Source organism: Bradyrhizobium cytisi, assembly GCF_008123515.1.
Classification (GTDB): domain Bacteria; phylum Pseudomonadota; class Alphaproteobacteria; order Rhizobiales; family Xanthobacteraceae; genus Bradyrhizobium; species Bradyrhizobium cytisi.
On sequence record NZ_VSSR01000051.1, the window covers coordinates 71,670 to 92,355 of the forward strand.

The 20,686-nt window shown below is 65.1% G+C and carries 20 protein-coding genes; 12 read left to right on the forward strand and 8 right to left on the reverse strand.

Annotated elements, in window-relative coordinates; genetic code table 11:
- Window positions 1-162: 162 nt before the first annotated feature.
- The 5 genes from pcaF to FXB38_RS28880 all read left to right on the forward strand — a co-directional run bounded on the left by pcaF (window position 163) and on the right by FXB38_RS28880 (window position 4,963).
- Window positions 163-1,371, forward strand: coding sequence for a 3-oxoadipyl-CoA thiolase (pcaF, locus tag FXB38_RS28860; protein WP_148754316.1), 1,209 nt, complete (start codon window positions 163-165; stop codon window positions 1,369-1,371).
- A 135-nt stretch (window positions 1,372-1,506) separates the two neighbouring features.
- Window positions 1,507-2,400, forward strand: a complete 894-nt coding sequence (locus FXB38_RS28865; protein WP_148754317.1) for a dioxygenase family protein — start codon at window positions 1,507-1,509, stop codon at window positions 2,398-2,400.
- 108 nt (window positions 2,401-2,508) lie between these two features.
- Complete coding sequence (gene pcaH / locus FXB38_RS28870; RefSeq protein WP_148754318.1) at window positions 2,509-3,210, forward strand: protocatechuate 3,4-dioxygenase subunit beta; 702 nt, start codon at window positions 2,509-2,511, stop codon at window positions 3,208-3,210.
- Between the two features lies 1 nt (window position 3,211).
- Window positions 3,212-3,814, forward strand: a complete 603-nt coding sequence (gene pcaG / locus FXB38_RS28875; protein WP_148754319.1) for a protocatechuate 3,4-dioxygenase subunit alpha — start codon at window positions 3,212-3,214, stop codon at window positions 3,812-3,814.
- A gap of 87 nt (window positions 3,815-3,901) precedes the next feature.
- Window positions 3,902-4,963, forward strand: a complete 1,062-nt coding sequence (locus FXB38_RS28880; protein ID WP_187435208.1) for a phosphotransferase — start codon at window positions 3,902-3,904, stop codon at window positions 4,961-4,963.
- Between the two features lie 132 nt (window positions 4,964-5,095).
- On the opposite strand, the gene FXB38_RS28890 is transcribed toward FXB38_RS28880, so the two are convergent.
- From FXB38_RS28890 to FXB38_RS28900, 3 genes are read right to left on the reverse strand one after another with little or no spacing between them, the layout of a single operon-like run.
- Window positions 5,096-6,652, reverse strand: a complete 1,557-nt coding sequence (locus tag FXB38_RS28890) for an MDR family MFS transporter (RefSeq protein ID WP_148754322.1) — start codon at window positions 6,650-6,652, stop codon at window positions 5,096-5,098.
- Between the two features lie 4 nt (window positions 6,653-6,656).
- Window positions 6,657-7,826, reverse strand: coding sequence for an HlyD family secretion protein (locus tag FXB38_RS28895; protein WP_148754323.1), 1,170 nt, complete (start codon window positions 7,824-7,826; stop codon window positions 6,657-6,659).
- Window positions 7,819-8,301 (reverse strand): MarR family winged helix-turn-helix transcriptional regulator, encoded by a 483-nt coding sequence (locus tag FXB38_RS28900; protein WP_148754324.1) that lies wholly within the window; start codon window positions 8,299-8,301, stop codon window positions 7,819-7,821. Before FXB38_RS28900 ends, FXB38_RS28895 begins: the two co-directional genes overlap by 8 nt.
- 156 nt (window positions 8,302-8,457) lie before the next feature.
- On the opposite strand from FXB38_RS28900, the gene FXB38_RS28905 reads away from it, so the two are divergent.
- The 5 genes from FXB38_RS28905 to FXB38_RS28925 all read left to right on the forward strand — a co-directional run bounded on the left by FXB38_RS28905 (window position 8,458) and on the right by FXB38_RS28925 (window position 13,092).
- On the forward strand, window positions 8,458-8,952 hold the full coding sequence (locus FXB38_RS28905) for a Fur family transcriptional regulator (RefSeq protein WP_148754325.1): 495 nt from the start codon (window positions 8,458-8,460) through the stop codon (window positions 8,950-8,952).
- A gap of 35 nt (window positions 8,953-8,987) precedes the next feature.
- Window positions 8,988-9,941, forward strand: coding sequence for a DMT family transporter (locus tag FXB38_RS28910; protein ID WP_148754326.1), 954 nt, complete (start codon window positions 8,988-8,990; stop codon window positions 9,939-9,941).
- A 12-nt stretch (window positions 9,942-9,953) separates the two neighbouring features.
- Window positions 9,954-11,237, forward strand: coding sequence for a flavodoxin-dependent (E)-4-hydroxy-3-methylbut-2-enyl-diphosphate synthase (gene ispG / locus FXB38_RS28915; RefSeq protein WP_148754327.1), 1,284 nt, complete (start codon window positions 9,954-9,956; stop codon window positions 11,235-11,237).
- Between the two features lie 149 nt (window positions 11,238-11,386).
- Window positions 11,387-12,283 (forward strand): TauD/TfdA dioxygenase family protein, encoded by an 897-nt coding sequence (locus tag FXB38_RS28920; protein WP_148754328.1) that lies wholly within the window; start codon window positions 11,387-11,389, stop codon window positions 12,281-12,283.
- A 53-nt stretch (window positions 12,284-12,336) separates the two neighbouring features.
- Complete coding sequence (locus FXB38_RS28925; RefSeq protein ID WP_430640194.1) at window positions 12,337-13,092, forward strand: N-acetylmuramoyl-L-alanine amidase family protein; 756 nt, start codon at window positions 12,337-12,339, stop codon at window positions 13,090-13,092.
- Between the two features lie 95 nt (window positions 13,093-13,187).
- Here the strand turns inward: FXB38_RS28925 and FXB38_RS28930 are convergent, their stop codons facing one another.
- From FXB38_RS28930 to FXB38_RS28940, 3 genes are all read right to left on the reverse strand, one after another.
- Window positions 13,188-14,798 (reverse strand): Na+/H+ antiporter, encoded by a 1,611-nt coding sequence (locus FXB38_RS28930; RefSeq protein WP_148754330.1) that lies wholly within the window; start codon window positions 14,796-14,798, stop codon window positions 13,188-13,190.
- A 46-nt stretch (window positions 14,799-14,844) separates the two neighbouring features.
- Window positions 14,845-15,702, reverse strand: a complete 858-nt coding sequence (bla, locus tag FXB38_RS28935) for a class A beta-lactamase (protein WP_148754331.1) — start codon at window positions 15,700-15,702, stop codon at window positions 14,845-14,847.
- 181 nt (window positions 15,703-15,883) lie between these two features.
- Window positions 15,884-16,258, reverse strand: coding sequence for a nuclear transport factor 2 family protein (locus tag FXB38_RS28940; protein WP_148754332.1), 375 nt, complete (start codon window positions 16,256-16,258; stop codon window positions 15,884-15,886).
- Window positions 16,259-16,352: 94 nt separating this feature from the next.
- On the opposite strand from FXB38_RS28940, the gene FXB38_RS28945 reads away from it, so the two are divergent.
- Entirely contained in the window at window positions 16,353-16,787 is a 435-nt protein-coding gene (locus tag FXB38_RS28945; RefSeq protein ID WP_187435209.1) for a GFA family protein, read from the forward strand.
- Window positions 16,788-16,963: 176 nt separating this feature from the next.
- On the forward strand, window positions 16,964-18,778 hold the full coding sequence (locus tag FXB38_RS28950) for a caspase family protein (protein ID WP_148754333.1): 1,815 nt from the start codon (window positions 16,964-16,966) through the stop codon (window positions 18,776-18,778).
- A gap of 263 nt (window positions 18,779-19,041) precedes the next feature.
- Here the strand turns inward: FXB38_RS28950 and FXB38_RS28955 are convergent, their stop codons facing one another.
- Window positions 19,042-19,728 (reverse strand): DUF1345 domain-containing protein, encoded by a 687-nt coding sequence (locus tag FXB38_RS28955; RefSeq protein WP_148754334.1) that lies wholly within the window; start codon window positions 19,726-19,728, stop codon window positions 19,042-19,044.
- Window positions 19,729-19,737: 9 nt separating this feature from the next.
- Window positions 19,738-20,661 carry a polyprenyl synthetase family protein gene (locus tag FXB38_RS28960; protein WP_148754335.1) on the reverse strand — a complete coding sequence of 308 codons (924 nt, stop codon included), beginning with the start codon at window positions 20,659-20,661 and terminating at the stop codon, window positions 19,738-19,740.
- Window positions 20,662-20,686: the final 25 nt, after the last annotated feature.

The following is a 20,686-nucleotide window of genomic DNA, read 5'->3' on the forward strand; positions in this document are numbered from 1 at the left end:
GGTGAGGTTTTCCACGTTGTCCGCACTGCGGCATGCGTGGCGGGTGGCAGGCCCCTGCAAATCGCACGCGAAACCGTCAATTGACCTGCCGCGGGCGCCCTCCTAAAACTCCGCCGTCATTGAAGAATTCTGGCCGAACCGCGGCATTCAGGGAGAACAACGATGCGTGACGTCTTTATCTGCGATGCCGTGCGGACCCCGATCGGCCGTTTCGGCGGCGCGCTTGCCAAGGTGCGCGCCGACGACCTCGCGGCGGCCCCGATCAAGGCGCTGATGGCCAAGCACCCCAATCTCGATTGGGCGCAGGTCGACGAAGTCTTCTTCGGCTGCGCCAACCAGGCCGGCGAGGACAACCGCAACGTCGCGCGCATGGCGCTGCTGCTCGCGGGACTCCCGGACTCGGTTCCCGGCCAGACCCTGAACCGGCTTTGCGCCTCCGGCCTCGATGCTGTCGGTGCGGCGGGCCGCGCCATCCGCTCCGGCGAGATCGAGCTTGCGATCGCCGGCGGCGTGGAATCCATGACCCGCGCGCCGTTCGTGATGGGCAAGGCGCAGGAAGCCTTCTCGCGCTCCGCCGAGATATTCGACACCACGATCGGCTGGCGCTTCATCAATCCGCTGCTCAAGGCGCAGTATGGCGTCGATGCGATGCCGGAGACCGGCGAGAACGTCGCCGAGGAATTCCAGGTCTCGCGCGCCGACCAGGATGCCTTCGCCATCCGCTCGCAGCAGCGCGCCGGTCAGGCGATCGCAGCCGGCTATTTCGCCGAAGAGATCATCCCGATCACCATTCCCGGCGGCAAGGCCGGGCCTGTTACCGTCGACAAGGACGAGCATCCGCGTCCCGAGACCACGCTGGAAGGTCTCGCCAAGCTGAAGCCGATCGTGCGCAATCCCGGCACGGTGACGGCCGGCAATGCGTCGGGCGTCAACGACGGCGCGGCCGCACTGATCCTGGCCTCGGAAGCTGCCGTGAAGAAGCATGGCCTCACGCCGCGCGCCCGCATTCTCGGCCTCGCCTCGGCCGGCGTGCCGCCGCGCATCATGGGCATCGGCCCCGTGCCCGCGACCCGCAAGCTGATGGAGCGTCTGGGCAAGAAGATCACCGACTTCGACCTGATCGAGCTCAACGAAGCTTTCGCCTCGCAGGGCATCGCCTGCATGCGCCAGCTCGGCGTCGCCGACGATGCCGATTTCGTCAATCCGCATGGCGGCGCCATCGCGCTCGGCCATCCGCTGGGCATGAGCGGCGCTCGCCTCGCGCTCACCGCCGTCCACGGCATGGAGAAGCGCGGCGGCAAGCTTGCGCTGGCCACCATGTGCGTCGGCGTCGGCCAGGGTGTTGCCGTTGCGATCGAGAAGCTGAACTGACGTCATCCCGGGGCCGGGGCCACAGACTCGTCATGCCCGGGCTTGTCCCGGGCATCCACGTTCTTGGTGCGCGGGAAGAAGGTCGTGGATGGCCGGGACAAGCCCGGCCATGACGCAAGGTGAAAGGATCATGCCATGATCATCGAGCGCGAGCAGGACGTCACGGCCGCCGCACTGGCGGTGATGGAACGGACCTCCGATCCGCGGATGCGGCAGATCATGGTCTCGCTGGTCAAGCACCTGCACGGCTTCGTCCGTGACGTTCGCCTGACCGAGAAGGAATTCCGCGACGCCACCGCTGTGATCGCCGAACTCGGCAAGCTGACCACCGACACGCATAACGAAGTCGTGCTGATGGCTGGCTCGCTCGGCGTCTCGCCGCTGGTCTGCCTGCTCAACAACGGCGATCAGGGCAACACCGAAACTGACCAGTCGCTGCTCGGACCTTTCTGGCGGCTGAACTCGCCGCGGGTGGAGAATGGCGGATCGATCGTCCGCTCCGAAACGCCTGGTGCGCCGTTGTTCGTCAACAGCCGTGTCGTCGACAAGGAGGGCCGCCCCGTCGCCGGCGCCGAGGTCGATGTCTGGCACGCCTCGCCGGTCGGGCTCTATGAGAACCAGGATCCCGAGCAGGCCGACATGAATCTGCGCGGCAAGTTCACGACCGATGTCGACGGGCGCTTTGCCTTTCGCTCGGTGATGATGGTCGGCTATCCCATCCCGACCGACGGTGTCGTCGGCCGCCTGCTGAAGGCGCAAAGCCGCCACCCCTATCGCCCCGCGCATCTGCACGCGCTGATCTTCAAGCCGGGATTCAAGGTGCTGATCTCGCAGGTCTACGATCCCAACGACCCCCATATCGACAGCGACGTGCAGTTCGGCGTGACACAAGCACTGATCGGCAAGTTCGTGCGCCACGAGACGCTGCATCCGGCCGCAAGCAATGTCGCGATGCCCTGGTATTCGCTCGACCACACTTACCGGCTGGAGGTCGGAGAGGCCGTGCTGCCGCGGCCGCCGATCAAATAAGCGGGCAAGGAAGGCCGCTAAACCCGCTTCCCTAGATTAGTTATATTCTATAATGATTGGCATAAGCGTTGACCGGCTGAACTAAAATGGCCGGGGAGGAGTTCGCCCATGACATTCATCTATCCCGTCGACAGCAACAAGGCGCATCCGCTGCCGCTGTCGCCCGAATACAAGAGCTCGATCAAGCGCGCGCCGAGCAAGCCCTTGATCCCGATGCGCCACACGCTGTCGGAACTGACAGGTCCGGTCTACGGCCACGAAACCGTGCGCGACGGCGACAACGACCTCACCACCCAGCACAAGGGCGAGCCGCTCGGCGAGCGCATCATCGTGCACGGCCATGTCCGCGACGAGGACGGTCGCGGCGTCCCGAACTCGCTGGTTGAGATCTGGCAGGCCAATGCCTGCGGCCGCTACGTCCATGTCCGCGATCAGCATCCGGCGCCGCTCGATCCCAACTTCACCGGCGCGGGCCGCACCGTGAGCGATGCCGCCGGCTATTACCGCTTCGTGAGCATCAAGCCGGGCGCCTATCCCTGGGGCAATCACCACAACGCCTGGCGTCCCGCCCATATCCATCTGTCGGTGTTCGGCCATTCCTTCGTCACCCGCCTGGTGACGCAGATGTATTTCCCGGGTGACCCGCTGTTCCCGTTCGATCCGATCTTCAACTCGGTGCCGGACGAGAAGGCGCGGATGCGCATGGTCTCCTCGTTCGACCTGGAGAATACCAAGCCGGAATGGGCGCTGTGCTATCGCTTCGACATCGTGCTGCGCGGCAACGATGCCACCCCCATGGAGAACCACTAAAGTGCAGGATTCTGCGAAGCCCAATGGGATCACGCCATCGCAAACGGTCGGCCCGTTCTTCAAATACGGCCTGACGCCGACCGGCGACTACGCCTGGAACGACGCGTTCACCAATTCGACGCTGACGCCCGATGTCACCGGTGACCGTGTCCGCATCGAGGGCCGGGTGTTTGACGGCGACGGCGTCGTCGTGCCGGACGCCATGCTGGAGATCTGGCAGGCCGATGCACAGGGCCGCTTTGCCGATCCGCAGGACAAGCGCGCATTGCCGAACGCCAGCTTCCGCGGCTTCGCCCGCTGCGGTACTGACAAGGACGGCAATTACTCCTTCGACACCATCAAGCCGGGCGTCGTGCCCGATCCCGACGGCAAGCCGCAGGCGCCGCACATCGTTCTGGCGGTGTTCGCGCGCGGCATGCTGCGGCATCTCTATACCCGCATCTATTTCAGCGACGAGGCAGGCAACGCCGCCGATCCCGTGCTGGGATTGGTACCGGCCGACCGCCGCGCCACGCTGATCGCGGTGCGTGAGGCCGGCAAGCCGGTCTATCGCCTCGACCTGCGCCTGCAGGGCGACAACGAGACGGTGTTCTTCGACGTCTGAGGCCGGGCCGCCGCGTCAGGCGGCCGATGCGGCTGGCGCTTCCCCGAGTGATCATGCAGTATGGCTGCATGCACCGGGGGGCGCTTCATGACATCCACGCAACTGCCGGCGGTCGCTGAGCCCAGCTACCTGACGGCTGCACTGCGCAAGGCCGGCGCGCTGGACGCCGGCGCCGTGCGCGAGGTGAAGGTGCTGCATGAGCGCGACACCGTCGTGTCGCACATCGCCCGGCTCGGCCTGCGCTATGTCGGCGAATCAGCCGGTGCACCGCAATCACTGATCCTCAAGACGTCGCATGCCGATTTTGCCAAGACGCTCGCCGATGGCGGTCGGCACGAGGTGGCCTTCTATACGATGCTGGCACCGAACACGCCGCCGGGGTTGGTGCCGCGCTGTTTCGACAGACGTTTCGACGAGGAGGGCCAGACCTGGCATCTCCTGCTCGAAGATCTCGCCGATAGCCATGAGATCGCAACCCAATGGCCGTTGCCGCCGTCGCGTGAGCAAACATTCGCGATCGTTTCCACGCTCGCGCGTTGGCATGCGGCCTGGTGGGACCATCCGAGCCTTGGTGACACCGTCGGCAGCTGGGCGAGCACTGAAGACAGCGCACACCACATCGAGACTTTTGCCGGCCATTACGACCGTTTCGCCGATCTGCTTGGCGATCGCCTTAGTGAAGAACGGCGTATTCTCTATCGCCGCCTGATCGACCAGTCGGCCCGGCTATCCGAGCGCTACCATTCACGCCGTCATCTCAGCATCACCCATGGCGATGCCCACACCTGGAATTTTTTCCTGCCGCGCACTGGCGTTGCCGATACCGTGCGCATCTTCGATTTCGACCTGTGGGGGATCAACGTACCGACCAACGACCTCGCTTACATGATGGCGGTTCATTGGTATCCGGAACGCCGGCAGGGGCTCGAACGCTCACTGCTCAATCTGTATCATGAGACGTTGCTCACAAGCGGCATCACGGGATACACGCGCGGCGCGCTCGATCGTGACTACCGCCTGTCGGTGCTCTGGCACATCACCAAGCCGGTCTGGCAATGGGCCATCAACATCCCGCCGGTGATCTGGTGGAACAATCTGGAGCGGGTGATGATGGCGGTCGAGGATCTGGGGTGCGAGGAGTTGTTGTAGAGGCTCGCGCTACTGATTCGCTGTCGTCGCCCGGCTTGACCGGGCGACCCAGTATTCCAGAGACGTTGGTGGGATACGGAGAAGCCGCGGCGTACTGGATGCCCCGGTCAAGCCGGGGCATGACACCTGTTGCTACTCCATCACCGCATGTTCCGGTCCCGACGTCTGCTTGCGCAGCGCGGCCTTGCTCGAGCCGATCATGAATGCGAGCGGGATGGTGCAGAGGATGAAGAACATCACGAGCTGATAGTCGCGCGCAAAGGCGATGATCTGCGCCTGGAGGCCGACGATCCGGTCGGCCATGGCGCGGCCGGAGTCGGTGGAGAGATTGATCATGCCGCTCACGTCGGGCATCTGGAGCGCGTGGTTGAACGGGTTGATGTGCTCGGACAGGATCGCATAGGTCTTGCGCGTGCCCTGGGTCAGCTGGGCGATCACGATGGAGATGCCGACCGAGCTTGCGACGTTGCGCAAGAGGGTCAGCATCGAGGTGCCGTCGGTGCGCAAGCTGTTTGGCAGTGTCAGGAACGCGACCGTCGAAAGCGGCACGAAGACGAGGCCAAAGCCAAAACCCTGGATCACGCTGACGATGACGATCTCCGGCACCTGGGTCTGGTCGGTCCAGCCGGTCATCTGGAACAGCGAGGCCGCGGTCAGCGTCAGGCCGGAGATAATCAGCGTGCGCGCCTCGATGTAGCGCATGATGCGGCCGACCATCATCATCGCGAAGAAGGTGCCGAAGCCGCGGCTCGCGAGGAGTCCGCCGGCGGTGATGATGGGATAGCCGATGACGTTTTGCAGGTAGGGCGAGGCCAGCGCCATGGTCGAGTAAAGCACGAGCCCCATCACCGTCATGAAGATGCATCCGGTGAGGAAGTTGCGATCCCGAAACAGTGCGAACTGGATGAACGGCCGCGAGGTCGTGAACGAGTGGGCGAAGAAGTAGTAGAAGGCGATCCCTGAGATCACGAATTCGGCCACGATCTCGACCGATTCGAACCAGTCGAGCTGCTCGCCGCGATCGAGCGCGAGCTGGAGTGCGCCGATCCCGATCGCCAGCGCGCCGAAGCCGAACCAGTCGAATTTGAGGCTGAGGTTCTTCTCGGTCTCGTCCATGAAAACGGCGAGCCCGAGCACGGTGATCGCGCCGAACGGCAGGTTGACGAAGAACACCCAGTGCCAGGAATAGGTCTCGGTCAGCCAGGCGCCGAGCGAGGGGCCCATGATCGGCCCCATCATCACGCCCATGCCCCAGATCGACATCGCCTTGGCGCGTTCCTGGAGCGTGTAATAGTCGAGCATCACCGACTGCGACAGCGGCACCAGGGCTGCGCCGAACACGCCTTGCAGCAGGCGGAACAGCACCATCTGGTTGATGTCCTGCGCGAGGCCGCACAGCACGGAGGCGAAGGTGAAGCCGGCGGCGCAGATGATGAAGATGCGCTTGCGGCCGAAGCGGTTGGAGATCCAGCCGACCGGCGCCGTCATGATCGCGGCGGCGACGATGTAGGAGGTCAGCACCCAGTTGATTTGGTCCTGGGACGCCGACAGCGTGCCCTGCATGTAGGGCAGGGCGACGTTGGCGATCGTGGTGTCCAGCGCCTGCATGATGGTCGCGGTCATGGCGCAGATCGTCACCATGTTCCGGCGCAGGCCGGGGACCATCAGGGCGGGATTGGACTCCGCCATAGGGTCAATCCTTGTCTTTATCTTGGCTCGCGGTCGCCGACAGGCCGAGCAGGCCGGCGAGCGAGCGCTGGTGGCCGGTGTCGATGGTGGCATAGACGCTCATGCCGGCCTTCAGCTTCTTCACGTAGTTGTCGCTCTCGTCGAAATAGATCCGGACCGGCACGCGCTGCACCACCTTGACGAAGTTGCCGGTGGCGTTCTGCGGCGGCAGGATCGCGAATTGCGCGCCGGTGCCGGGCGAGAGCGAGCCGATCTTGCCCTTGAAGACGTGGTTCGGGAACGCGTCGACCTCGAGGGTGACCGGCTGGCCTTCGGTGACGTGGGTGAGGTCGCTCTCCTTCGGATTGGCGTCGACCCAGGGATGGGCGACGTCGATGATGGAGAACACCGCCATGCCGGCGGAGACGTAACGGCCGAGCTGGATCTGCTCGACCTGCGTCGCCACGCCGCCCATCGGCGCCCGCACCACGGCGTGGTCGAGATTGCGCTCGGCATTGTCGAGCTTGGATTTGGCCTGCGCGTAAGGCGGGAATTTCTCCAGCGGCAAATCGGCGTCGCCGAGCAGTTGGGTCTTGGCGGTCGATATCTGCTGCTTGACGTATTGCGCGATCGAGCCCGACGTGACCAGCGCGTTCGAGGCGTTGTCGAGGTCGAGCTGCGAGCCAAAGCTGTTCTTGACCAGCGCCTGCTTGCGCTCGACGTCGCGCTGCTTCAGGTCGACGCCCTGCTGCGCGAGGTTGAGCATATCGCCGTAGATCTTGATGTTGGCGCGGAGGTTGTCATAGGTCGACTGCGCCTGCATGACCTGCGCCCTGGCCTCGTCCACCGCGAGGCGGAACGGCACCGGATCGATCTCGAATAGCTCGTCACCCTGCTTGACGAGTTGGCCCTCTTTCACGACGACCTTCTCGATCTTGCCGGAAATGTCGGGCGTCACCAGCACCTTCTGCGCGCCGACATAGGCATCATCGGTGCCGACATAGCGGCCGCCATTGAGATAGAAGGTCAGGCCGGCGATAACAGCCACGATCGGCAGCACCACCATCAGCAGGAAGCGGCGATAGTGGCGGAGGCCTGCGACCAGGCGACGGCGCGGGTTGGTGCCGGCCTTCTTGGTCGGCTTACCGCTGTCGATCTTCTGCTCGGGCTGGAATTTGAGAACCTGATCAGCCATAGCGCTGCTCCTTACGCGCTTGTTCCGCTCCGGACGTCTGGATCGCGGTACGCACGTTTTCCTTGATGGTTTCGAGTTGGGTGAGGAGACGGTGAGCGTCCGCGGGGCTGATGCCGTCGAGCGCGTTCGCCGTGAGTTCCGATTTCAGGCCGCTCATCTTGCCGAGCAGGGTGCGGCCGGCCTTCTTCAGATAGAGGCGCTTGACGCGGCGGTCCGAGGCGTCGTTGCGGCGCTCGATCCAGTCGCTGTCGCAGAGCTTGTCGATCAGCCGCGTCAGCGTGATCGGCTGCATCTCCAGGAGTTCGGCGAGTTCCGACTGCTTCATGCCCTCGCTGCGCTCGACCTTGGCCAGCACGGCCCATTGCGCGCGGGTGATGCCGAAGCGCGAGGCCTCCTTGTCGGCATAGACGCGCAAGAGGCGGTAGAGCTCGCCGAGCGTGAACAGGAAGTTCTGGTCGACAGACCCGCGGGTCATGAGCTTGGTCTCCAATAAGCTTGAATATAATAAGCAAGCTTATGATTATTTCATGGCGGAGGAAAGCGATGCTGTCCCGCAATAAAAGCATGGCTGGCCGCCGCGGCGTCGGTCGTGCTTTGGGTTCCGCGGCCGAAATGCTAGAAGGCGGGCCGAATGACCCTCGCAAAACCGGCCTTTCCGACGCCCGACCACGATCACGGCCGCTGCACCGCGGACGCGCTGGCGCATGCGGAAGCCGTTTGCGAGCAGCGGGCGCAGAAATTCACGCCGATACGCCGTCAGGTGCTGGGCGCGCTGCTTTCCAGCCATCGCCCGCTCGGGGCCTATGAGGTGATCGACGAGCTCGCCAAATCGATGGCACGACCGGCGCCGATCACGGTCTACCGTGCTCTCGAATTTTTGATGGCGAACGGCCTCGTGCACCGGATCGAGAGCCGCAACGCCTATCTCGCCTGCGCCGCCCACGACCATGACGCGACCTCGGCGGTCGCGTTCCTGATCTGCGAGCGCTGCGGTCTCGTCGGCGAGATCCCGTCAGGGTCATTTGCCAGGGAGCTCAACGCCGCGGCGCGCGCGTCAGGCTTCGCGCCCAAGCTGTCCGTGGTCGAGATCACGGGCGTCTGCACCCATTGTCAGAAAACGTCTTGAAGCAACAACGGCGCAAAGCCGGATTCCAGGAAGACATGTCCTCACCTCAATCCAACCCGTCCGCCGCGCGCCCCCTCAGTGCCGGCGCCATCGCCCTCATGCTCATGCTGTGTCTGACCTGGGCCTTCAACCAGATCGCGGTGAAGCTGGTGCTGCCGGACATTCCGCCGATGCTGCAGGCGATGATCCGCTCGATCGGTGCGCTGCCGGTGCTGTTCATCATCGGCAGCCTGCGCGGCGTCAAATTCTTCGAGCGTGACGGCACGTGGAAGCCTGGCCTGATCGCCGGGCTGATGTTCGGCATCGAGTTCGTGCTGATCTTCCAGGGCCTGCGCTTGACCTCGGCCTCCCGCGCGGTCGTGTTCCTCTACACCGCACCGTTCTTTGTTGCGCTCGGCTCCTACCAGGTGCTCGGCGAGCGTCTCGGCAGCACGCAATGGCTGGGGTTGGCGATCAGCTTTGCTGGGGTGGCGCTCGCGATCGGCGTGCCGCAGGCCAATGTCGATTCACACATTCTGCTCGGGGACCTCATGATTGTCGCCGGTGCCTCGCTCTGGGCCGCGACCACGCTGGTCGCCAAGGGCACCCGGCTGCGCTTCGCCGCGCCGGAGAAGGCGCTCGGCTATCAGGTCGCGACCTCGATCCCGATCCTGGGCGCGGCTGCCTTGCTGTCCGGCGAGTCCATCACCCACACCCCGTCGCCGCTGTCGTTCGCCTTGATGGCTTTCCAGGCGATCTGGGTGGTGGGAACCACGTTCACGCTTTGGTTCGCGCTGGTGAAGGCCTATTCGGCCAGCAAATTGTCGGCCTTTACGTTCATCACCCCTTTGTTTGGCGTGGCGGGTAGCTATTTCATCATGCACGATCACCTGAGTCTGGCTTTCGGGGCTGCTGCCCTCCTTGTAATTGCTGGGCTTTTTCTGGTTAACCGTCCGAGCCGAGAGGCTGTGGCGCCGCGTGATGCATTGCTGAACGTCACCAAAACCTGATATTTGGACCTCATGAACAAGCTCGAAAACACCATCGATTCCGACGTCGCGGGCCCTGCGTCGCGCCATCGCACCACCCAGGTCAAGGTCGGCGATGTCGCCGTCGGCGGCGGTGCGCCGATCGTCGTGCAGTCGATGACCAACACCGACACCGCCGACATCGACGGCACCATTGCCCAGGTCGCTGCGCTCGCGCGCGCCGGCTCCGAAATGGTCCGCATCACCGTGGACCGCGAGGAGGCTGCCGCAGCCGTTCCGCATATCCGCGACGGCCTTCTCAAGCGCGGCATCACCACGCCCTTGATCGGCGACTTCCACTATATCGGCCACAAGCTGCTCGCGGCCTATCCGGCCTGCGCCGAGGCGCTCGCCAAGTACCGCATCAATCCCGGCAATGTCGGCTTCAAGGACAAGCGCGACACCCAGTTCGCCGATATCATCGAGATCGCGAACAAGAACAGCAAGCCGGTGCGCATCGGCGCCAATTGGGGCTCGCTCGACCAGGAGCTGCTGACCAAGCTGATGGACGAGAACGCCGCGTCCGCCAATCCGCGCGACGTGCGCGCGGTGACGCGCGAGGCGATGGTGCAGTCGGCGCTGCTCTCGGCCGCGCGCGCCGAAGAGCTCGGCATGCCCAAGGATCGCATCATCCTCTCCGCAAAGGTCTCGGCGGTGCAGGATCTCATCGCGGTCTATCAGGATCTCGCCAGCCGTTCCGACTACGCCATCCATCTCGGCCTGACCGAGGCCGGCATGGGCACCAAGGGCATCGTGGCGTCCTCGGCCGCGCTCGGCATCCTGCTGCAGCAGGGCATCGGCGATACCATCCGCATCTCGCTGACGCCGGAGCCCGGCGGCGACCGCACCCGCGAGGTGCAGGTCGGCCAGGAGCTCCTGCAGACCATGGGCTTCCGCACCTTCGTGCCGCTGGTTGCGGCCTGCCCCGGCTGCGGCCGCACCACCTCGACCACGTTCCAGGAGCTGGCGCGCTCGATCCAGGATTTCATCCGCGATGAGATGCCGGGCTGGAAGACGAAATATCCCGGCGTCGAGGAGCTCAACGTCGCGGTGATGGGCTGCATCGTCAACGGCCCCGGCGAGTCCAAGCACGCCAATATCGGTATCTCCCTGCCGGGCACCGGCGAAGCGCCGGCCGCGCCGGTCTTCGTCGACGGCAAGAAGTTCCGCACGCTGCGCGGGCCCACGATCTCCGCCGACTTCAAGGCGCTGGTGATCGACTACATCGACCAGCGTTACGGCCATGGCGCCAAGGCCCCGGTGACCGCGGCGGAGTGATTCAGCTCCGCTAGCGCTCCACACTCCGCCGTCGTCCCGGATCTGCGCTTACGCTTGTCCGGGACGACGAGTTGAATCTGTGGCGCAGATTGCGCTTCTGTCGCCAAGAGCTACCATGCTCCCAATCAAGACGATCGGGAGACAACGCCATGAGCTCACTCGCCGGCAAGCAGGGCCCGCGCTACCGCCACACGGCTGATGACGGCGCACCTTACGAGACCATCGCGGTCGAAAAGCTCACCCCCATCATCGGCGCGGAGATCTCCGGCGTCGATATCGGCAAGCTCGTCTCCGACGATGCTCGTTCCAACCGGCAGATCGACGAGATCCACCGCGCGCTCGCCGAAAACCTGGTCATCTTCTTCCGCGACCAGCACATCACGCCGCAGCAGCATCTCGCCTTCGGCCGCAAGTTCGGCGAGCTACATTTTCACCCGGCCGCGCCGCATGAGGACGAAGACCCGGCGCTGATGAAGATCTATGCGGATGCGAACTCGCCGCGCGCCAACGGCGAGGGCTGGCACTCCGATGTGTCCTGCGATCTCGAGCCGCCGATGGGCTCGATCCTTTACATCAAGCAGTGTCCGCCGCGCGGCGGCGACACGCTGTTCGCCAGCATGTACGCGGCCTATGAGGCGCTGTCGGATCGCATGAAGGCCTATCTCGACGGCCTGACCGCGCTGCATGACGGCGAGCCGATCTATCGCGGGCTCTATGCCAATTACGGCGTCGCCGATCGCCCGTCCTATCCGAACGCCGAGCACCCGGTGGTGCGCACGCATCCGGTCACGGGCAAGAAGGCGCTCTATGTCAACCGCGGCTTCACCCGCCACATCAACGGCGTCCCGCGCGACGAGAGCGACGCGATGCTCGCCTATCTCTACCAGCACGCCGAAAACCCGCTGTTCCAGTGCCGCTTCCGCTGGACCGAGAACGCCATCGCGTTCTGGGACAACCGCTGCACCCAGCACCGCGCCATGTGGGACTACTGGCCGCATACGCGCTCAGGGACACGCGTGACGGTGAAGGGGGAACGGCCGGTGTGAGCATATCGTGGCGCATCACCGCCGCTATCGCTGTTGCGTTGATCCCGCTTCTGGTGTCTTCGGCTGATCATGGCGACGCAGCCGGAGCGCGAAGGTCCGCAAGGGCCAAGCTCAAGCCGCCTGCTCCGGAGACCTGCGAGCCGCGTAAATTCAAGATCATCCTCGATGTCGGGCACACCTCGGAATCGCAGGGCGCGACCAGCGCGCGCAACGATGTGGAATTCGGCTTCAACCTGCATCTGGCGCGGCTGATCGGAGAGCGCTTGACGTCGGCAGGCTTTGCCGCGACCCGCGTGCTGGTGACCGAAGGCAAGGCGCGGGCGAGCCTGCTCAAGCGTGTCGGCACCGCCAACGCCGCGCATGCCGATTTATTCCTGTCGATCCACCATGATTCCGTGCCGGACAAGATGCTCGAGGAATGGGAATTCGAGGGCGCCAGCAGCCATTTCAGCGACCGCTTCAGCGGTCATTCACTGTTCGTGTCCGAGCGCAATCCGCGCTTTGGCGCGAGCCTCGCCTTCGCCCGGTTGCTGGGCCGGGAGCTGAAGGAGAAGGGCCTGCAATACGCGACGCAATACAGCCTGCCGCTGATGGGGCGTTACCGGCATCCATTGCTGGACAAGGATGTCGGCGTCTACCGCTATGACGCCCTCGTCGTGCTCTCGCAGACCCGAAGCGCCGCGGTGCTGCTGGAAGCAGGCTCCATCATCAACCGCGACGAGGAGATGGCGATGAATTCGCCCGAGCGGCAGGAGCTGATTGCGACGGCCGTGGTGACCGCGATGCGGGCGTATTGCGAGAAACGGTAGCTTGCTCCGCCGTCATTGCGAGCGTAGCGAAGCAATCCAGAATCTTTCCGCGGCGGCAGTCTGGATTGCTTCGCTACGCTCGCAATGACGAGAAGCTACAGCGGCGCCCCCTGATACTCCCGGTTCGCCAGGCTCGCCTCTTCCAGGTCCAGGTCGCGCTCGATCCTCCGTCGCGTCTCGTCGGTGATCTGCCCGTCGCGCAAGAGGTCGTGGATGAATTTGCGCTCTGCGACGATCAGCTCGCGGGTCAGTGCGGTGCCGGCGGCGGAGACGTCGTGGCGGGTGGGATCGAGTGAATCAGGCAGCTGGTTGACGCGGATGTCGTGGCGCGCGCGCAGTAGCCGCATCACCTCGTCCGAGACCTCCTTCCCTTCGCTCAACGCATCCAGCGATTTCAGCGCGGCGTCGAGCGCCTGGCGCCGTGCCGCGATCTCGGCCTCGTGCGCGGCGACATGCTCGTTGCGGCCGGCTTCCGCGATGCCGAGCCAGCGAACCACCGGCGGCAGCGTCAGGCCGACGCCGATCAGGGTGATGAAGATGACGCCGAAGGCCACGAACAGGATCAGGTCGCGATACGGGAAGGCAGCGCCGTCGGGCAGCGTGAACGGCAGCGCCAGCGCGGCGGCCAGCGACACCGCACCGCGCACGCCGGTGAACGCGAGCGCGAACGGCCATTGCCAGGGCGGCGACGGGTCGCGTGCGCGCAGCGATTTGCTGAACATCCGCGGCAGATAGGTCGCGGGGTAGAGCCAGGCGAAACGCGCCAGAACGATGATGACCATGACCACGGCGGTCGCGATCATGATGTCGTCGAGCGGGAACGCTTTCGATTTCTCGTAGAGCGCGCGCATCTGGAAGCCGGTGAGCAGGAACAGCAAGCCCTCGATCAGATAGATGATGAGGTCCCAGAAGAAGATGCCTTGCAGGCGCGTCGACGCCGAAATCAGCAGCGGCCCGTTCCAGCTCACATAGAGGCCGCAGGCGACGGTGGCGATCACGCCGGAGCCGCCGACATGCTCGGGCAGCCAGTAGGACACGTAGGGCGTGATCAGCGACAGCGTCAGCTCGACCTGCGGATCGCAGGACCATTTGCGGAAGCGGAGGGAGAGCCAGCCGACGCCGATGCCGAAGGCGATCTCGCCGGCGACGATAAGGGCAAATTCGCCGGCCGCCAGCGGCAGCGAGAAATGCCCGACCACGATCGCAGCGAGCGCGAAGCGGTAGAGGATCAGCGCGGTTGCGTCGTTGGCGAGGCCTTCGCCCTCGAGGATGACCATCAGCCGGCGCGGCATGTTCAGCCGTCGCGCGATCGCGAGCGGCGCCACCACGTCGGGCGGCGCGACGATGGCGCCCAGGAGGAAGCCGATGCTCCAGGGCAGGCCGATCACGTAATGAGTGGCCGCCGCGACCATCGCCGCGGTGAAGATCACGGCGCCGACCGCGAGCAGCACGATCGGACGCAAATTGTTCCTGAACTCGCGCCAGCTCATCGCAACGCTCGCCGAGTAGATCAGCGGCGGCAGCACCATCAGCAGGACCAGTTCCGGCGGCAGCTCCACCGGCGGCATGCCCGGCACGAAAGCGAGGCCGACGCCGGAGAGCATCAGCAAAATGGCAGGCGCCATGTTGAAACGGCGGGCGACCAGCGCCGTGCCCGCCAGCACGGCGAGCAGGATCAGGAAGGTCTGGAATTGCGCTGCAATCATGCCCTGTCTTGGCCCGGAAGCGGCCAAGAGGTCAATGCGAGGCGGCTTACGCCAATCGCTCAGTCACCATGCGCCCGATGCGGGCGAACACCGCCTCGATCTGCGCCACGTTCGGCGTGCCGCCCTGGGTGTAGGCCGCGATCAGGATCGGCGTATCCGGTTTGGGCCAGGCGACCGCGATATCGCCCGACGCATCCTTGCCGTTGTTGCCGGTCTTGTCGCCGATCTTCCAGGCTGCCGGCAAGCCGCCGCGCAGCCGGTTCGCGCCGGTCTTGCAGCCCACCATCCAGTCGGTGAGCTGGGCCCGTGACGCCGGCGACAGCGCTTCGCCCGTCACCAGGCGCTTGAGATTGCCGGCCATCGCCGCCGGCGTCGTGGTGTCATGGGGATCGCCGGGCGGCGAGCGGTTCAGCTCGGGCTCGTTGTGGTCGAGCCGCGAAATGGTGTCGCCGATCGATCGCCAAAATGCCGTGAGTGCGGCGGGGCCGCCGATCCGCGCGAGCAGCAGATTGGCGCAGGTGTTGTCGCTGAGCTCGACGATCGCCTTGCACATGTCCGCGGCCGACATCGCGCCGGCCGGGAGGTTTTGCTTTGCGACCGGCGCGTACTCCAGCAGGTCGGTCTTGCCATAAGGGATCATCGCGGCGAGCTGTTCCTCGCCGCGATCGACCCGCGCCAGCACGCAAGCCGCGAGCGAAGCCTTGAACGTCGAGCACATCACGAAGCGCTCGTCGGCCCGCCAGGTGAGCTTTGCGCCAGTGGCGAGGTTCTCCGCATAGACCCCGATCCGTCCGCCGCTCTCGCGCTCATAGGATTCGAGCTCAGGCGGTGCGTCCGCGGCGAGAGCCGGAGCAGCGGCCATCCAGCAGAGCGAGGCGAGCAGGGAACGGCGGTCGAGCAGCATGCGGGACTTTCGAGCGGGGAGAGGTGGGAAGGATGCGACGTACGCGCTACCCGCGCCCGTCATTGCGAGCGCAGCGAAGCAATCCAGTCTGTCACCGCGGCGGGATTCTGGATTGCTTCGCTGCGCTCGCAATGACGGAGAAATGCGAGACGATTGTGCCTGATTTCAGGCAGTGAAAGCTTCACTCCTTCAGATCATACCGATAGGATTTCGACACGATCTGCCAGCCGTCGGCGAGCTTCATCGCCACCAGGTAATCCGTGAAGAAGCGCGGCGGCAACTGGCATTTGACCTTGATGAAGGCGGTCTTGTCGTCCGAGCGGTCGATGGTGACGATGAAATCCTCGCGCGGCTTGCCTTCCGCCTTGGCAGAGGGGCGCTTGCGTACCCATGCGAGCCAGTCCGGCACGGTCAGGATCTTCAACTCGCCCTTTTCCACCCAGCGCAGATCGGCAGATGGATGGAAGGCGTCGCCGAGCTTTTCGGCGTCGCCCTCGTAAAGCCCGTCGAAATAGGATTGCACGACGGCTTCGACGCTCGAATGATTTGGGCTCATGGGTCATCCCTCTGAATGATGGCGCGCCGCGAACTTAGTGGTACGCATCGAATTGCGCTATGGGTGTCTGCGCTATTTGAGCGAGGGCATCGTCATGACCGGATCAGAAAAACCGAACGCTCGCATCCTTGCCGGCGAATGCTATTGCCGCGCCGTCCGCTACGAGGTCGCGGATGCGTTCTCCTATGCGCTGAACTGCCACTGCTCGAACTGCCGCCGGACCACCGGTTCCGCCTTCAAGCCGTTCGCGGGCATCGAGTATAGCCGGCTCCGCCTCGTCGGGGGCGAGGACCAGCGGATGATCTACGGGGACGACACCACCCATGACGCGCACTGCGCCCGCTGCGGCTCCCTGCTTTATTCCCGGGTCCGCGAAGGCAAATGGGTCCATGTGGCCATGGGAACCCTGGTCGATGCCCCCTCGATCCGCCCGACCGCCCATATTTTCGTCGACTCCAAGGCTCCGTGGCACGAGATCACGGACGATCTGCCGCAGTACCGGCGGCATGTCGGGGATGCCCAGGGGTAACCCGGCTCGCACGGATTTGGCGGCGAACCGCCAACGCACTGGCGCGACTAACAAAAGGGAGGGCTCGGCCTGTCGCCGCCGCTGCCTTCGTGACCTCCATCACAAGCGCGCGTGGCGGAGCTTGCTAAGGCTATTCTTGAGGGTGTGAGCTGCCCCGAATTTTTGGAAGTGGTGTCATGCGCAATTTGTCCAGACTTTGCCCGCTTCTCCTCGCCGTCGCGCTGATGTTCGGCGCCGGGCCCGCCTTCGCCGGAAAGCGCGTCGCGCTGGTGCTCGCCAACTCGGCCTATCAGCACGCGCCCCCGCTCACGAACCCCGTCAATGACGGTGCGGTGATGGCCAAGACGCTGAAGGATGCCGGCTTCGATGTCGTCGATTCCCGCCACGATCTGACCGCGCTCGACACGCGGCGTGTGCTGCGCGAATTCGCTGATTCAACCCGCGATGCCGACATCGCCGTCGTCTACTATGCCGGCCATGGCATCGAGGTCGAAGGCTCCAATTATCTGATCCCGGTCGATGCCAGGCTCGAGCGCGACACCGACGTCTATGACGAGGCGCTCTCGCTCGATCGCGTTCTGGTCGCCGTCGAGCCGGCGAAGCAGCTTCGCCTGGTGATCCTCGATGCCTGCCGCGACAATCCGTTCGGCAGGACCATGAAGCGCACGCTCGCCTCGCGCGGCATCGGTCGTGGTCTGGCCCAGGTCGAGCCGACCAGCTCCAACACGCTGATCGCCTATTCGGCCAAGGCCGGCTTCACGGCGCAGGACGGCGATGGCGCCAACAGCCCGTTCACCATCGCGCTGTCGAAGCATCTGACGACGCCGGGCCTCGATGTTCGCCGCGCCTTCGGCTTCGTGCGCGACGACGTGCTCAAGTCGACCGGAAACAAGCAGGAGCCGTTCGTCTACGGTTCGCTCGGCGGCGAAGACGTGCCGCTGGTGCCGGTCAAGGCCACGCTCGTGACTGCGACGGCGCCCGCGCCCGTGGTGAATCCGCAGGCCGATATGCGCCGCGACTACGAGCTGGCGCTCCAGGTCGGCAACAAGCCGGCATGGGAGGCCTTCCTGGCCCAGCATCCGGACGGCTTCTATGCGAACCTTGCCAAGCTCCAGCTCGATAAGATCCAGGCCGAGCAGGTTCATGCGGCGGCGATCGAGAAGACGAAGCAGGCCGATGCCGAACGCGACCGTCTCGCCGCGCTCGGCGCCCAGAAGGACGCCCAGACCAAGGCTGCGGCCGACGCGAAAGCAGCCGAGCAGGCCCAGCTTGCCGCCCAGAAGGCCAAGGAGCAGGCGCAGCAGCAGGCTGCGGCTGCCGAGCAGCAGCGCGTCAATCTCGCTTCTTCCGCGCCGGGCGCCGCGCCCGCCAGCGCGGCGAGCCCCGCCGGCACCAATGTCGCTTCGCTGACACCGGCGACCGCGCCGGCCGATCTCAGCCGCTCGGTCCAGACCGAGCTTGGCCGCGTCGGCTGTTTCTCCGGTCAGGCTGACGGCAACTGGAGCCCGTCCTCGCAGCGGTCGCTGTCGCAGTTCAACCGCTATGCCGGCACCAAGCTCGACGTGAAGGTGGCGAGCACCGATGCGCTCGACACGGTCAAGTCCAAGCAGTCGCGCGTTTGCCCGCTGCTCTGCGATCACGGCTTCAAGGCCGACGGCGACAAGTGCACCAGGATCGTCTGCGGCGACGGTTATGCGCTGAACGACGACAATGAGTGCGAGAAGCAGCGTGCCGGCAAGCCGGCCAAGCCTGCAACCGCCAAGCGCGACGACGGCGATGATCGTCCGGCACGGCAGCGTCGCCAGTCCGGCGGCGCGGCCGCTGGAGCGGCGGGCGGCATCGCGGCGGCCGGCGCCGGTCGCGCCTCAGGTGGCAGCGGCCAGATTTTCTGCAACGATCTCCTCTGCCGTCCTGTCAGGCCCGGCTGCCACCTCGTCTATCGCGGCGGCGGCGGCCCTCACGTTGATGCCAATGCCGAGGTCTGCAATTGAGGAGGCTGCTTCCCGCGACATTGTTCCGGCAATCGCATATGGCATTTTGCACGAGCTGAGTGCGCGCCTCGTCCTTCGAGACGACCGCTTCGCGGTCTCCTCAGGATGAGGCTAAGCGGCATCGGTGCTCGTCAAAACTACGGCCGCACGCTCGGTCCTCATCCTGAGGGCCCGCCAACGGCGGGCGTCTCGAAGGATGGCCACAGAGAAATCGCTCCCATATGCGATAGCCCTGCGGTGAAGCCGGGACCCTGTCGCGGGGATCAAGTCGCGATCGCGCTCGCTGCGATGTTCACCGTCAGCGCCAGCAGGGCCGTGTTGTAGACAAAGGACACGATGCCGTGCGCCGTCGCGGTGCGGCGGATGGTCTTGTCGGTGATGCCGACGTCGGAGACCTGCGCGGTCATGCCGATCACGAACGAGAAATAGACGAAGTCCCAATAGTCGGCGTGGTCTTCCTTGTCGCCGCTCGGGAACTGCAAGCCGCCCGGCGGATGGCGGTAATAGTCGTGGGCATAATGCAGCGCGAAGGTCGTGTGCACGGCGGCCCAGGATAGCGCGATGGTGCTGATGGCGATGGTCAGCTCCGCAGCGCCGCGGTGGGCGCCGAGCTCCGCGACGATCGCCGCGATACTGGCAAACGCGCCAATCGCCGTCACCAGCAGGATCACGAAGCGGCCGTCGTCCTGCATCGCGGCGCTACGGCGGATGTGCTGGTGGTCGTTGCACAGCATCATGCTGTAGACCAGCACGAGATACACCGCGATCAGCGCATCCCAGCCGAGCACAAGCCGCGTCGTCAGCCGGAGCGAGCCCGGCAACAGCAGGCAGACGAGGATGCCGATACCAAGCGAGATAAACGTCCGCGGCCGGGCGTAGATGAGCCGCATCGGCCGCGACATCTGGCGGAAGCGGACGAGGACGGGATCTTCTTTGCCCTCGGCCGCCATCGATGCGCGTCAGCTCTTGCGTTCGGCGACGAAGCGGGCGGCGGCTTGCAGCACGGCGGCGCGATCGCCGAAGATCGACACGGCGCTGTCGGCGCGCGCGAGCAGGTCGCGCACACGCTGCTTGGCGCCTTCAATGCCGAGCTGGGTGACGAAAGTGGTCTTGCCGAGCGCTGCGTCCTGGCCCGAGGGCTTGCCGAGCGCTGCCGCATCGCCCTCGACGTCGAGCAGATCGTCGGCGATCTGGAACGCTTCCCCGAGCGCGCGGCCGTAATCGTCGAGCGCCTGATATTCCGCCTTCGAGGCCTGACCGAGAATCGCGCCGGCGATGCAGCCGTAGCGCAGCAGCGCGCCGGTCTTCATCTGCTGGATGCGCGCGACATCGACCGGTTCACGATCGCCAAAGCGGCCTTCACCGGCGAGATCGAGGATCTGGCCGCCGACCATGCCGCCGATGCCGGCGCAGCGTGCCAGCGCCCGCGTCAGCAGCAGCCGCACATTGGCATCGCGATGGATCTCGTCGCGGGTGACGATGTCGAAGGCGATGGTCAGAAGGCCGTCGCCGGCGAGGATCGCGGTGGCATCATCGGTCTGCTTGTGCAGGGTGGGGCGGCCACGGCGCAGGTCCGAATTGTCCATCGCCGGCAGATCGTCATGGATCAGCGAATAGCAGTGGATGCATTCGAGCGCGGCGCCCACGAGCAGCGCCGCTTCGCGGGGAACGCCGAACACGGCCGCGCTCTCGACCACCAGGAACGGCCGCAGGCGCTTGCCGCCATTCAGGCTCGAATAGCGCATTGCGTCCATCAGTCGCTTGGGACGGGCGATCTCATCGTGCAGGATGTCGTCCGACAGCAGGCGCCCGAGCAGGGCTTCGGTGTCATCAGCGGTCTTGTCCAGACGTTTGGCGAAATCGGACGGGGACGTGCCGGTCATCAAGAAAGGCTCCAGAACCAAAATT